Here is a 14,065-nt window from a genome sequence, read left to right as displayed (position 1 = left end):
CCTAGATTTTTTAAAAAACTGATAATTTTGAACACATCGTAAATATATGACATTAGGCTACAATTTGAAAGCGTTTTCCACTGATTTGGACATCTTTCACAAAATATTGGTTCAATTATTCAAAAAAGTTCACCTCCTTAAAATAATAATGTTGTATCTGCCGTGATGAGCGCGTCCCTTAAAGCAATACTGGGTGCCTTGTCTGTAATAATAGTATCAATCGCTGCCAAATCACTTAACTTGAAGTAATTGGTATGCTCAAATTTTGAGCTATCACATAATAGCAGTGTCTTCTTGGCAATTTGCATCATCTTCCGCTTTAAACTGGCTTGCTTCGAACTAGACATGTAGACACCATGGGCATCAAGCGCGCTGCAAGATAAAATAGTCAAATCTACCTTGAAGTGGTTCAAATAACTGGTGGCATACTCCCCAAGAACTGAGCCTGTGCCTGGATAAAGCCGTCCTCCCGCGAGAAAAGTGTGCACATTTTTAAACTGATCTAATTGCTCGGCATTAAAAATACCATTTGTCACTACAGTTAAATTACGCTTTGTATTTAAAAGTGACGTCAACTCATAAAGTGTGCTACTTGAATCCAAGAACAGTGTCATATTTGAATCAATCAACTGCATTGCAATGGCAGCAATTTTTCGCTTTTCCCACTGGTGTTCTTGCATGCGGGCATTGTAGCTATACTCAATATTTTTTGACTCTATCAATTTCACGTGTCCATATTCACGAATTAGGCGATTTTGCTTTTCCAATGCAATTAAATCTCGCCTTAAAGTAGATTTACTTGAATAGGTTAAGGTCAATAGTTCCTGAACCGAAATAATTTTACGACGCTTTAAGATATCCAGTATATTTTTATGTCGCTTACTTTTGTCCAACATAAAACCTCCAAAATAATTAGATTTGAATAATTGACTGGCTTATTTGAACCAGTTTGAAGAATTTCCAGTTCGTTTTTAGACACATCTCCAATTTATGTAAGAATCGTTCTGTAATTATTGAAAGCGGTTTATACTAAATTCGAATCACAACTCTCATAAAAAAATAAAGCGAGGTAAATTGCCATGGAAATGATGTTCTTCGAAGAGCGTAAAGACCTAGCTCATACAGTTCAAAAAACCTTTGATCGTCTCGACACAAACATTGCTGGCGGCAATATGTCTACCAAGGTATTAGGTACTGATGGAAAATCTTATATTTTGATCACACCAACTTTTATGTCTGAAACCTATTACGCCGAACTATCCCCCGCCCAAATTCTAGTAGTTGATGAAGCCACTCATGAGAAAATAGATGGTGTTGGTGATATTACCAGGGAAATCAATATGCACTTTGAAGCCTATTCAGTGCATCCAGGCATCCGATGTGTCTACCATTCTCATGCTGAAGAATCAATGTTTTGGGCCACCTCTGGTTTAGATATGCCAAATGTGACAGAAGCCACTAGAGAATTAGGCAAAATTAAAGTATTGCCATATGCCCCTGCAACCTCCAAGGCTTTAGCAGATATTGTCCAGGAAAACTTAAAGAAAATTGGCGATAAAGCCATGGAAAATGTTTTCCTGCTAGATTCCCATGGTATTTTAATCACTGCTACCGACCTGCATATTGCTGCTCGCATCATGGAAACCTTAGAGTGGAATGCCAGAATCGCCTTTCAGCAAGCCATCTTTATTAAGTTGGGCCTCTTAGATACCTATAAATCCTGTGGCCAAAACGCGGATCAACCGATTCCTAAAGACGAGCTTTTCCCAATTCCATTGCCTGGCAAACCTTTAAAGAGTCAGTATGAAGATTTCCCAGAGAATCCAAAACGACCTGCCGATACCATGATACCCGGAGAAGTCTAGTTACGTCCAATAATAATATTGTCTCGAAATAAAATACCATCGCTGAAAAATAAGTGATGGTATTTTATTTAAGCATGTATTCCCAAAATTAACTGCTAGCCTCTTGCGATCCGCCTTCAATCATCATACTAGTTGGTTTCTCTTAAATGGATAATATAATAACATATTTATTAAATTTTTCTTTAGGCTTTTCCAGTTAATGGCATGAGTCCAAACGCCAATGCCACAAGAATGTAAATTACAAATATACCAATGCCCCACAGTGCACTCTTTTTTTGCCATTGACCCATATCCACATCAGTCAGCCGCAATAACACGTAAATAAATGGCACTAACGGACTGAGTAAATGGAAAGCCTGACCGATTAAAGAAGCAAATCCTAATTGTAAGCTTGTGAAACCATAAGTCGCACCTGTTTTAGCTAAAACGGGTAGTACGCCAAAGTAAAAGGCATCATTAGACAAGAAGAAGGTTCCTGGCGCTGAAATGAATGCAACAATTAGGCCCCAATATTTCCCGAATTCATCTGGAATAACTGAGGACATACTATTGGCAATAGCCAAATCCATGTGAGTCCCGGATAAAATACCCATGAATATCCCGGCGGCAATGACTACCATAGCCACAGAACCAGCATCAGGCATATTTGCTTCAATCCGGGCTCGTTGTTCTTTAACACTGGTATAGTTGATGACCAGACCTAAAGCAGTTGCCGCGATGAAAATAACTGCTGAGGGAACAATGCCCCAAATCAGCATGATCAATACAATGATGGTCAATACTAAGTTAATCCAGATTTTCTTAGGCCGGCGGATTTTCAAAACTTCTGGATCCGTAATCGTAGTGAGTTCTCGAATATGATCCTCCGTAAAATTTAAAATCCCTAAGCGTTTACGTTCCTGTTTACCCATGATGTAGGCGACAATGACCATATAGATCTCACCAAAAATAATCATAGGGACTAACCCCCGTAAAACTTGCGACTCATTTAAGTGCAAAACTGCAATGACTCGTGCTGTGGGTCCGCCCCAAGGGAGTAAATTCATAATTGAGTGGGATAAAATTGTTAGAACTGCCAAATCCAATAATTTCATGTTCAATTTTTTGTAAATTGGTACAAAAGCTGAACAGACAATAATCATTGTGGTGGTCCCGTCGCCATTTAAAGAAACTCCAGCTGATAGCAAGACAGTGGCCATCATAACCTTTAAGGGGTCGCCTTTGGCAAATCTGATCATGGCATTTGATAAAGGGTCGAATAAACCAGTATCAATCATTAACGTAAAGAATAAAACTGCGAATAATAGCATGATTGCTGTGACACTAGTAGTTTTTAACCCATTTAAAGCGGCTGCGCCAATATCAGCATGCCAAATACCAAATATGACGCCACCAATCCCAAAAACTAGTGGTACAACGGTCAAGGCAGCAAAGGGAGACATTTTCTTTGTCATGATCAAGATCATAAATACAATTACCAATGCATAAGCTAAAAATGCAACCATTTTCGTCAACTCCTTTTATTTGTGTTACGGTACACAAAACCTAGCATAGCATGTGTTACGCTAGGTTGTAACCGTTTTCTATTCAAAGATTGACAAATATTGCTTTTTTAACTATTCCTTAGAGCAAAAAAATAAGTTCTGCCAGCATCACAAGAACGCCAACAGGACTTATTCAAACAGGGGTAATACTTATTAATGACTCATGACAGTCACTATTTATAGAAAATACCTAATTATTTATTAGGTTCTTTCACCATAGAAGCACCAGTTAAAAACTTAGGATTTGGTGTCAGATCGAACCGACTAGCCAAATGTGCCAAGTCTTCATCACTGATTTCAGCAAGGCATTCGCCGCCTTGTGATTGAATCGTTGTATAAATTTGAGCCGCTTTTTCAACGGTCTCAATCAAGCCAAAGGTCTCATCAATAGAGTCCCCAGCGCCAAAGATACCATGGTGTGGCCATACAACAATGCGATAGTCTGCCATCTTCTTGGCGGTAGCTTCACCAATTTCGTTGGTACCAGGTGTCATGTAAGGCAAGAGACCAACACCTTCAGGGAAGACAACGATAGATTCAGCTTGCATCTTCCATAAGATCCGGCTCCATTTTTTTTCTTCTAATGGCACCGTGAAACTCATGGCAATGACGTTAGTTGGATGACAATGCATGACCACCCGTTGGTTAGGATCAATGGTAAGCCGTTGGATATGGGTCATCAAATGAGATGGGAATTCACTTGTTGGCAAACCACCATCATTAAAGCCCCATAACAAGTTGGCACTATGGCCATCTTCAGCAATTTGAACCAAGCCTGTATCTCTTTCAGGGAAGTCGTAAACGTTCTTGAAGTAACGACCCGTCCCAGTAACTAGGAAGTAAACACCCTTTAACTTAGAAGCATCAAAGTCAATGGGAATGTTGCGTTTAACATCATGGACATCCCCATAATTGGCGACTTCTTGTTCGGTCAAACGTAAGGAAACATTCCCACCATTACGTTCGTCCCAACCATGTTCATATAAGCGCATGGTGATCTTCCGCATTTCAGTTACATATGGTGATTCAACAAAAGCTTCTCTGCCGCCAGTTGGATTTAAGAAATCATTTTTACCTGTCAATATAAAGAACTCCTTTTATTTGTTTACTTAATTTTTATAAACGATTGTTATCAAACTTATTAGGCCACGAATTACTCGCTATTCCCAATCAAGTAGCGAGTAATTCAAAATGTATAAATTAAACAGTTACGCTGTTTTTAGTATCGCGTTTGAATTGAACATCTTTTTCGTATTGGCGAATATTGTTCATCCAATCCAAACCAACGGGTACATTGTTAATTTCGCAGAATTTATCCCAAACAGCACCGAATGGATAAGACTTCAATTCTTCAGTTTCAGCCAAACGTTGGGTGAAGTCGAAGTTTAATTCATCCTTCTTCAATTGATCAATTGGTGCTAACATTGCTTGTAATAAAGCCTTTTGGGTAGCACGAGCGCCAATGATCCAAGCAGCGACCCGGTTGATTGTGGCATCAAAGTAGTCCAACCCAATATTTGTTTTGCTTAATTCATTATCCCGAACTAAGGAACGCGTGATCCGAATCAAAGCATCATCAAAGATAACAACGTGATCAGAATCCCAACGAACTGGCCGAGAAACGTGTAACATTAAGCCTTTGCCAAATGGGAAGTAAGCAGAGAATTTGTCAGAAACATCTTCAGTTGGATGGAAGTGTCCGGCATCAATCGTCCAGATCTTGCCCCGGCTGATGGCATAGTTTTGATAGAATTCATGAGAACCTACGGTGTAAGATTCAATCCCAGTCCCGAATAATTTACCTTCGAAGGCTTCAATTGTATTCTTTTCATCATATTTCTTATCAATAATTTGGTCCAAGGAATCAATTAAACGTAATCTTGGTGTTGCTTTGTCGATAGGGTTATCTTTAAAGCCATCTGGAATCCAGAAGTTATTGACAGATTGTTGGCCTAATTCTTCACCAAAGTAGTTGGCAATGGCCCGAGAGCGTTTGCCATGTTCGATCCAGAAATCACGAATAGATTTGTCAGGACTAGCTAATGTAAAGTTGTCAACGACCTTAGGATGAGAGAAGAAGGTCCCGTTCATATCTAAGCCAATCTTTTCTTGTTTAGCCCAGTCTACCCAATACTTGAAATCTTCAGGTTCAAGTTCATCAAGATCCTTTTTCTTATCAGTGACGGCATAGATAGCATGTAATTGAACTTTATGGTTCCCTGGAATTAGAGATAAAGCCTCATGCAAGTCACCGGATAATTCATCTGGTGTTCTAGCAATACCAGGATAGTTCCCAGAAACACCGATCCCACCTGTTAATTCTTGACCAGGGAATAAGAAACCATGAATATCGTCGCCTTGCCAGCAATGCAATGATAATTTAACTTTGCTTAATTGTTTCATAACTGCTTCGGTATCAACGCCAATTTCAGCATAGCGTTGTTTGGCAGCTTCATAGGCCTTATCAATATTTTCAGTTTTAACCATTATTAAAAACTTCCTTTCATTTTTTACAGGTTAATCTAAATGGAACACTTCATCTAAATCAGTGGCTACCGGACTGTTATCTGGATTAGTTTCCATTAACGGTTCCATATAAGCCCACCATTTTTTGCAAATTTCAGTATTGGCAATTTCGTTGTACTTGGCCACATCTGGAACTTCCACATAGGCGAATAACTCACCATTGGCTTTGTTTAGAAAAATTGAATAGTTGGTTGCGCCATGATCCTTCAGCTCTTTTTTCATTTCTGGCCAAAGTTCTGAATGACGTTTTTGGTACTCAGCATAGGCATCTTTGTGCAGATACATGATCTGGCCGATACGTTGCATGTGTGAAACCTCCTATAAAATTAGATTATTTTGCTTGGGCTAACACCCGGTGTAAAAAATTTTGGTAATCCGTTAACTCGCTGGCATAATTGCCAGCTTCTGGTTCAAAGGTCTTCAAGTCAAAGGATTCAGCGATCAATTGACGACCTTCATGAATGTTGTCAACTTGCTTGGTAGTAATCATCTGAACCAAGATATTGCCAATCGCTGTAGCTTCACTTGGACCAGCAATCACTTTAACGTTGGCCAAGTCACTGGTCAATTGGTTCATTAACTTAACGTTACTGCCGCCACCCACAATGTTTAATACATTGATGGGATGGCCCAAGATCTTCCCAAGTTTTTGTAACTCATTGGCATAGAACAAGGACAAGTTAGAATAAATAGCCATCATGAGTTGTCCTGGCGTTTCGGGGACTTTTTGGTCCGTTTCTTTACAATAGCTTTGTAACTCCGCAATCATATTGACGGGATTCTCAAAACGCTTATCATTCACATCAATGAATTGTTGGAAGGGTTCTTCCTTGGCAGCTAATTCAGCTAATTCACTGAAGGAGTACTTATTGTCATATTCCTTTTTGACACATTGGGCGATCCATAGGCCCATGATGTTCTTCAAGAAACGATAGGTGCCATAAGCGCCCCATTCGTTGGTGTAGTTTTCTTTGAAGGCATCCAGTCCGTTTTCAGGGGTATTCAATTCAGCCCCTAATAAAGACCAAGTTCCTGAACTTAGAAAGGCCCAATCATCACCCTTGCCAGGTGTCCCCACCACGGCAGATGCTGTATCATGGGTGGCCACGGTGATGACTTCGGTTTCTGGCAAGTCATACTTGGTGTGCCACTTATGGCTGATATTGCCCAAGTAAGTCCCAGATTCAACTAATCGTGGGAATTGATCGGCGAAGACATTGACCTTCTTTAACAGGTCGTTATCAAACAGCCCTTCCCGCAAATTCAGCATCTGCGTTGTGGAAGCATTGGTGACTTCGGTCACGGCATTACCCGTCAACACATAGCCCAAGTAATCGGGAATCATCATGATTTTATCGGTTTGACTTAATTTATCTCTGTCTTCTGTATAAAGTTGATAGAGCGTATTGAAATCTTGAAATTGAATCCCAGTTTTTTCATAAATGTATTCTTTTGGTAGGTCACTGGTTAAATCTTTAATAGCTGTCCGGGTCCGATTATCCCGATAACTGACCGGATCACAGAGCTTTTGGCCATCAAAGCCAACTAACACATAATCCACGGCCCACGTATCAATCCCTAAGCGCACTTGATTGATATGCATCTTTTTGACCTTTTCCAGGCCAGTAAAGATTTCATTGACCAAATGATCAATATTCCAACGGTGATGGCCCTCTTCTTCAACAAAGCCATTACTGAAACGATGCACTTCTTTGAGGGTCAACTTGCCATCCTCAATACCTGATAACATTAAACGGCCACTGGAGGCACCGATATCAACTGCAACATATGCTTGCAATAAAACTCACCTCATTATTTTTTGTTTGGTGCTTGATAGTTGGAAGATAAGTCAGAACCGCTGGCACCGTTTTCATTATTGTCAGTCGTATTTTTCTTAGGTTCCAGCACATATTCTTTGCCATAACGTTCTTCTGTAATTTCATCCAAGGACTTGTTGCGGGTTTCTGGTGCCCAAATTGTCCCAACCAATAGGGAAACTGCCAAGAGAATAATCATGAATGTCCCGGCAACAGTGAATCCTAAGTTAGCCAAGATAGTTGGGAAGAAGATGGACCAAACACCGGCACTAGCCCGAACGACGAAGAACATGATTCCTTGAGAACCCGCTCTAAACTTCGTTGGGAATAATTCGGTTGCCCATAAGGCGTACCACGCTTGGGCACCGATACCTGCGGAAATACCCCAAAGTGCCACGAAGGACCAAAGACTAACAGAACTCTTCATCCCGGCAAAGGTTAAGACGATCCAAGATGCTAAGGCCATGGCAGCCCCAACGAAGAAGAAAATTCTGTGGTTAACTTTATCGCCATATTTTGCAAAGCCAAAGTAGGTGGCAGCAGCAGTTAAGATCCAAAGGACGGCTTGTAACAAGTTAGCCTGCATGTTGGACAAACCACCGGCAGTTTCATAAACGAATGGCATGAAGAAGCCCATTGCTCCGGCAACTAAGTTCCAGAACATGTAAACCCCAATCAAGAAGCAAAGTGATTTCAAACTTACTTTATTAGAGAAGATATCCCGGTACGGATGTTCCTTTTGACCACTAGCTTTTTCAGCTTTCTTTTGTTCCACCCAATCTTGGGATTCTTCCAATTTACTTTGTAAGCGCCAAGCGATGAAGGCAACAACTGTTAAGAAAGCAAACAAGATTCTGTTACCCATCAAGCCAAGAGGTGCTAAGACGACACCGCCAATGAAGATAATGGCAGGACCCAAAGACCAAGCGAATTGCGATGTCCCGATATTCTTAGCTCGATTGTTGTCTTCCGAAGTTTCCGAAATATATGTCCAAGAAGCTGGCACCCCAACCCCAACGGCAATCCCGGTTACTAAGAAACCAGCCAATAGCATTGGAAAACTTGCGGCGAACATTACTAAAATCGTCCCAAGCATATAAACTAACATGTTATAAGTGAAGATTAATTTACGACCATACTTATCAGACAAACGGCCCCCGATCAATGCCCCAATCGCAGAACCAAAAGCGTTAGCACTTAATGCACCTAGTAAACCAACTTGAAAACTTGATAATCCAAAATGTTGCGTCCAAAGTGTTAAGCCACTGGCCCCAGCCACGATTGAGCCTGAATCCAAGAAGTTAGTGATGGACACGGTGATCGTTGACTTAAGCGAACCTCTTTGCTTTTCCGCCATGTTTTTACCTCCTAAAAAATGTTTGAATGAAATGATTACATGTCTAATTTAACCGCTTACATAAAATTCAACAATGACATTTGATGTTGGACTTGGTATCATATCTACAGGGAGGTAATCATATGGATCCAAAAATTATGGCATCCTTTTTAGAACTCAATAACATTGAGAAACTGCAACATGATAGCAAATCCTTTCACAATGATATTCCTATGTCAGCAGTCAGTAATCCCTTATCTTTTAAAGCAGAAGCACCCGTTTTAAATAATTACTTTTTTAAAAATAAAGATATATTTATCCGTAAACACAACCGTTTTGCCCCTTACCCAATGCATACCCATACTTTTCTAGAGATGAATTACATGCTCCGAGGTTCAGCTGATGAACGGGTCGACGGTGAGCATATTCATCTATCAGAAGGTGATTTATTACTTTTAGATGTGGGCTGTAAACACGCCATTGCGGCCTTAGGGGAAAATGATGTCATGGTCAATATTTTATTTCGTGACCAAGATATCAGCATCCGTATGCTCAATGATATGCGCCGGAATCGTAGTGTCCTCTATGAGTTCTTGCTGAATCGCACCATCAAGAAACAAAACATTCGTAAGTTTATGTTGTTTCAACATAATGACCGCAACGATGAAGTCCGTAGTACCCTAGATCATATTATTGTGGAATACTTTCAACCCCGTGAATTTTCCAATTCCATTATTAAAAACTACCTATCGATTTTAATGACTCAACTGGTCCGCAACTACAATGTCCGGGCTAAAGAAATCTCTGAATCCCAACGTATTGTTTTAAAAGTCCTGCGGGATATCACGAATCATTACCGCAATATCTCATTAGAATCTGAAGCCAAAAAATACAACTATAATAAGAACTATCTAAGTAACGTTTTCAAAAAAGAAGCTGGTAAAACCTTTTCTACAGCGCTGACCCAGCAACGTTTGATCCATGCTCGGTCCATGGTCACATCCACGACCATGCCCATTTCAGATATCATTGAAGCCATTGGCATGAGCAACAAAAATTTCTTTTATAAAAAGTACAATGAGCAATACAACTCTTCCCCCGGCCAAGACCGGGCCAATGCCGAATCGGACGCGCTCAGCAAAAAGCTCTGACCTGTAAATTTGATACTATCAAATGAAGCATAATTTTATGAAAGCTTATTCACCTTATGTTTTGCAGTACCAAAAACTAAGATACTCTGACGTCTCTTATGAAAGCGCTTGTCAATAGGCGGTTTTTGTGAAATCATATGCAATGTAGACATCAAATAAAAAATATTGATTGGAGTCTTAACTTATGAAAATCACTGCCGCTGTTGTTGAAAAACAAGGTGATCCATTTGTCATCAAAGATGATATTGAATTAGCACCAATGGGTCCAGACGACGTCCAAGTCCACATGGTCGCTACTGGTATCTGCCACTCTGATGAAGCTTTACGTAAAGGGGACGCTGTCATTGGCTACCCAATCATTTTAGGCCACGAAGGGTCTGGGATCGTTGAAAAAGTTGGTTCGAATGTGCAAAACTTTGAACCTGGTGACCACGTGGTGCTTTCTTTTTACGCCTGCCGCAACTGTGACAATTGTTTAAAGGGTATTCCAACACAATGTTTACACTATGCTGAAAATAACTTATCTGGGGTTCGCCCGGATGGCACTGATCATTTCACTGAAAATGGTGAAAAGTTAGCCGATATGTTCGACCAATCTTCATTCACGACCACAACCGTTGTCCGTGAGGCCAACTGTGTGAAAGTGCCTAAAGACTTGGATTTACGCCGCTTAGGACCTTTGGGCTGTGGTTATGTGACTGGGAGTGGCACAGTTTTAAATACTTTAAAACCAAAACCTGGTGATACCATTGCTGTCTTTGGGACCGGGGCCGTTGGCTTAGCTGCCATGATGGCTGGTCGTATTTCTGGTTGTACTTCCGTTATCGCCGTGGATATCGTTGATTCCCGTTTGGAATTAGCCAAAGAATTAGGCGCCACTCATGCTATCAATAGTAAAAATGAAGATCCTGTTGCCGCTATCAAGAAATTGACTGATGGCTACGGTGTGGACTTTGCTGTTGATACCACTGGTGTCACATCAGTCATGGAAGGTTCCATCAAAGCCTTGAATCAAGGCGGTGTATCTGCATGTATCGCCGTTACCCCACACCATATTGACGTAGATACTTGGAATGATCTTTGTGTCGATGACAAATCTGTCATTGGTGTTAATATGGGTGACTCTATTCCTCAAATCGACGTCCCTCGTTTAATCCGTTTCTATCGTCAAGGGATGTTTGATTTTGATAAGACCGAAAAATTCTATAAATTTGATCAAATCAATGAAGCTAACGCTGATTCTGGTTCTGGTAAGACGATCAAACCAGTCTTAATCATCGATGAAGACTATAAACCAGGCGAATAATCACTTGGTTTTATTCCCCAAATAAAAAACAATAGAGATTTCCGCTTGAATGGGAATCTCTATTGTTGTATCATGGAAGCGTTAACAGTTATCAATTTTATTTATTTGCTCTAATTAATCTTTTTGTTATTTCTACTAAAATTAAAGGAGAAAAACATGATTGCAAAAAAAGAAAGTGTCACTGACGAGTTCTTAGATGTAATCCATGCCAAAGTTTTAAAAGAATACGCCCTAGAAGACATTCAAACCCGTTGGACAGAATGTTTGGATGACATGAAAAATCTATACAAACAGTCTCAAAAGATCATGGTCCATATTCGTGGCGGCTTGACCTTTAAAGATACCAATCGCATTCTAAAAGGTGTGGCCCAAAACAGCATTCCTTTCAAGGTTTATGGTCGCAAGTATTTAGATCGTGAAGCAGCTTGTGAAGGCTGCATCGCTGTTGTTGTTAGTGTGAATAAATAATAAGTTCTCTTAAAAACCCGTGTTACCTAAGAACGCTTACGCTATGTTAAACTATAGCTGTAAGCGTTTTTTATTTGGAGGGCGTTTCAAATGACCAATTCAATCAATAGTCAACATCTGGCCGTTAAATTCAACTTTAACCAGCCTAAGCCAATTAGTACTATTTTATATGATACTCTAAAAGATGCTATTCTTGCAGGGATGATGCCTCTAGGTGAACGAATCAATGAACATCATCTGGCCACATCACTTAACATTTCCCGAACCCCTGTCCGGAAAGCTTTAAAGCAATTAACCACTGATGGCCTCACCGAATATCTGCCTAATCGTGGTACCGTTATTAAAAGTATCAGTGTGACTAAAGTTCAAGAAATCTTTAGCATTCGTCAGGCTTTAGAAAAATTGATTTATACCAGTTTTATAGCTCAATACTCAGCAAACGACTTACTGACTTTGACCCGTTTTCGTCACCACATGATCAGTCATGAAAATATGAATCAAGTCCCTGACCTGCTGAGAGATTTCCACAACTTTAATCAAAAAATCATCCGAACAAGTAACCTGACGACCGTAGCAAGCATGTTAGCCGATCTTGATACTTATTTTAAAAACTTTCGAAATTATTCCTTAGCCACGCAAAATAGGCGACGCTTAGCTACTTACGAACATTTATTTATTATTAATTGTATTCAAAGCCAAGATTTAGTTAGTCTACAAACTGCTGTTTACAAACATATTCAAGATTCAGAAGAAGCTGCTTTACGAAAATTTGCCGTAATCGCAAATGCCAGTGGCGTGACCCGCTATCAATCACGCCAAACTAAGTTAGACCAACCTTTGTTTTGTGATGGTACCCAGTGCGCTGCTAAACATGCCTTAGAACGTTTATTGCGTTGACGCTGCTAAAGAAAGCGCTTAAAATGATAGTATCAACTATGAGGGGAAGTACAACCAATGGATCAAAAGTTTATAGATGTCATGCAGCACGAAGGCGCCGCTACAATTGTCACCATCAACGCCCAGCCTGCGCACGTGGTGGATACATGGAATTCTTATGTCAAAGTCACGGAAGATAAGCTATATATTCCAGCCGCTGGCATGACCAGCATTGAAGCCGACTTTAAAACCGATAACCACGTGATCGTCTCAGTTGGCAGTAAGGCTGTTGAAGGGACGCAAGGTCCTGGTGCAGGTTTTCACGTCCATGGCACCGGCTCATTTTTACCTGCCGGTAGTGAATTCGATGAAATGAAAGCCAAATTTCCTTGGATCACCCGGGTATTGGTCATCGCAATTGACCAAATCGAACAACGTATTTAAAGTTTAACTGATAATGTGCAAGCCGTAGATAACGATACCTGTGGCCTGCACATTTTTTATTGGCCCAGTAACGTTAGCATGTCATGGATAGCGGCTTTGACTTCTTCAGGCTCTGGTAACTTCTGTCCGGCAATGACATAATCAAAAATCCCCAATATCAAAGCCGTTAATAAAGCCATTTCAAATTTCGAGGGTTGATGCCCCATTATTAAAGGTAAGTTTGCCGCTATCACACGCTTTAGGCTTTGATCCAAACTGATATGATCAAATTGGATCACCTTTAAGGCCCTAATCAGCTGGGAGTGAGTTCGTAGCGTTTGATTAATTTCTTGGGTAAACATACTCTGAATCACCATGAAATCTTGATGTTGTTGTGTCAACTCGATACGTTTTTTTAAGAGTTGATCATACTTATCGGTAAAATCTGTCATCATTTTTTCAGCTAATTGGTATTTATCCTGATAATGCTTGTAAAAAGTTTGCCGATTGATCATGGCTTCCGTCGCAATATCAATCACGGTCACGTTCTTGAAGCCCTTTTTCAATACGAGACTAACAAAGGCATTTTGAATACTGATATCGGTCCGCCGGGTCCGTAAATCTGCCATAATTGTGCCACTCTTTTCCAAATTATTTGTTTCTAATATAACACTTCTGGCATAATAAACATACAGGTGTCTATTATTTATTGGATAACATTTTGATCATCTCAGTAATCGTGACAGCAAAAAG

At 40.2% G+C, this 14,065-nt stretch carries 14 protein-coding genes; 6 read left to right on the top strand and 8 right to left on the bottom strand.

Going from position 1 to position 14,065, the window contains the following annotated elements:
• Positions 1-137: 137 nt before the first annotated feature.
• Positions 138-893 carry a DeoR/GlpR family DNA-binding transcription regulator gene (locus tag FC83_RS15555; protein WP_162260678.1) on the bottom strand — a complete coding sequence of 252 codons (756 nt, stop codon included), beginning with the start codon at positions 891-893 and terminating at the stop codon, positions 138-140.
• Between the two features lie 186 nt (positions 894-1,079).
• On the opposite strand from FC83_RS15555, the gene FC83_RS15550 reads away from it, so the two are divergent.
• Positions 1,080-1,865 (top strand): class II aldolase/adducin family protein, encoded by a 786-nt coding sequence (locus FC83_RS15550; protein WP_035451444.1) that lies wholly within the window; start codon positions 1,080-1,082, stop codon positions 1,863-1,865.
• A 182-nt stretch (positions 1,866-2,047) separates the two neighbouring features.
• On the opposite strand, the gene FC83_RS15545 is transcribed toward FC83_RS15550, so the two are convergent.
• The 6 genes from FC83_RS15545 to FC83_RS15520 all read right to left on the bottom strand — a co-directional run bounded on the left by FC83_RS15545 (position 2,048) and on the right by FC83_RS15520 (position 9,109).
• Positions 2,048-3,370: a CitMHS family transporter gene (locus FC83_RS15545; RefSeq protein WP_035451443.1), complete on the bottom strand. Its 1,323-nt coding sequence runs from the start codon at positions 3,368-3,370 to the stop codon at positions 2,048-2,050.
• A 233-nt stretch (positions 3,371-3,603) separates the two neighbouring features.
• A complete protein-coding gene (rhaD, locus tag FC83_RS15540; protein ID WP_035451442.1) occupies positions 3,604-4,491 on the bottom strand; it encodes a rhamnulose-1-phosphate aldolase in 888 nt (295 codons plus the stop codon).
• 118 nt (positions 4,492-4,609) lie between these two features.
• Positions 4,610-5,896, bottom strand: a complete 1,287-nt coding sequence (locus tag FC83_RS15535) for an L-rhamnose isomerase (RefSeq protein WP_035451441.1) — start codon at positions 5,894-5,896, stop codon at positions 4,610-4,612.
• A 30-nt stretch (positions 5,897-5,926) separates the two neighbouring features.
• Positions 5,927-6,241, bottom strand: coding sequence for an L-rhamnose mutarotase (gene rhaM, locus FC83_RS15530; RefSeq protein ID WP_035451439.1), 315 nt, complete (start codon positions 6,239-6,241; stop codon positions 5,927-5,929).
• A gap of 25 nt (positions 6,242-6,266) precedes the next feature.
• Positions 6,267-7,733, bottom strand: a complete 1,467-nt coding sequence (gene rhaB, locus FC83_RS15525) for a rhamnulokinase (RefSeq protein WP_035451436.1) — start codon at positions 7,731-7,733, stop codon at positions 6,267-6,269.
• Between the two features lie 14 nt (positions 7,734-7,747).
• Positions 7,748-9,109, bottom strand: a complete 1,362-nt coding sequence (locus FC83_RS15520; protein ID WP_057002983.1) for an MFS transporter — start codon at positions 9,107-9,109, stop codon at positions 7,748-7,750.
• A gap of 122 nt (positions 9,110-9,231) precedes the next feature.
• On the opposite strand from FC83_RS15520, the gene FC83_RS15515 reads away from it, so the two are divergent.
• The 5 genes from FC83_RS15515 (at position 9,232) to FC83_RS15495 (ending at position 13,333) form a co-directional block, all read left to right on the top strand.
• Entirely contained in the window at positions 9,232-10,239 is a 1,008-nt protein-coding gene (locus FC83_RS15515; RefSeq protein WP_035451434.1) for an AraC family transcriptional regulator, read from the top strand.
• Positions 10,240-10,423: 184 nt separating this feature from the next.
• Positions 10,424-11,545 carry an NAD(P)-dependent alcohol dehydrogenase gene (locus FC83_RS15510; protein ID WP_057002982.1) on the top strand — a complete coding sequence of 374 codons (1,122 nt, stop codon included), beginning with the start codon at positions 10,424-10,426 and terminating at the stop codon, positions 11,543-11,545.
• Positions 11,546-11,701: 156 nt separating this feature from the next.
• Positions 11,702-12,013, top strand: a complete 312-nt coding sequence (locus FC83_RS15505) for a hypothetical protein (RefSeq protein ID WP_035451430.1) — start codon at positions 11,702-11,704, stop codon at positions 12,011-12,013.
• Positions 12,014-12,103: 90 nt separating this feature from the next.
• Positions 12,104-12,910, top strand: a complete 807-nt coding sequence (locus FC83_RS15500) for a GntR family transcriptional regulator (protein WP_052004498.1) — start codon at positions 12,104-12,106, stop codon at positions 12,908-12,910.
• Positions 12,911-12,967: 57 nt separating this feature from the next.
• Complete coding sequence (locus FC83_RS15495; protein ID WP_057002981.1) at positions 12,968-13,333, top strand: hypothetical protein; 366 nt, start codon at positions 12,968-12,970, stop codon at positions 13,331-13,333.
• Positions 13,334-13,389: 56 nt separating this feature from the next.
• Here FC83_RS15495 and FC83_RS15490 read toward each other — a convergent pair whose 3' ends face one another.
• Positions 13,390-13,941, bottom strand: coding sequence for a TetR/AcrR family transcriptional regulator (locus FC83_RS15490; protein ID WP_052004497.1), 552 nt, complete (start codon positions 13,939-13,941; stop codon positions 13,390-13,392).
• Between the last annotated feature and the right edge of the window lie 124 nt (positions 13,942-14,065).

The organism is Agrilactobacillus composti DSM 18527 = JCM 14202 (genome assembly GCF_001436375.1).
In the GTDB taxonomy this organism is placed as follows: Bacteria; Bacillota; Bacilli; order Lactobacillales; family Lactobacillaceae; genus Agrilactobacillus; species Agrilactobacillus composti.
Note: the sequence above shows the minus strand (reverse complement) of the source record. Positions and strands in the feature narration are given on the sequence as shown.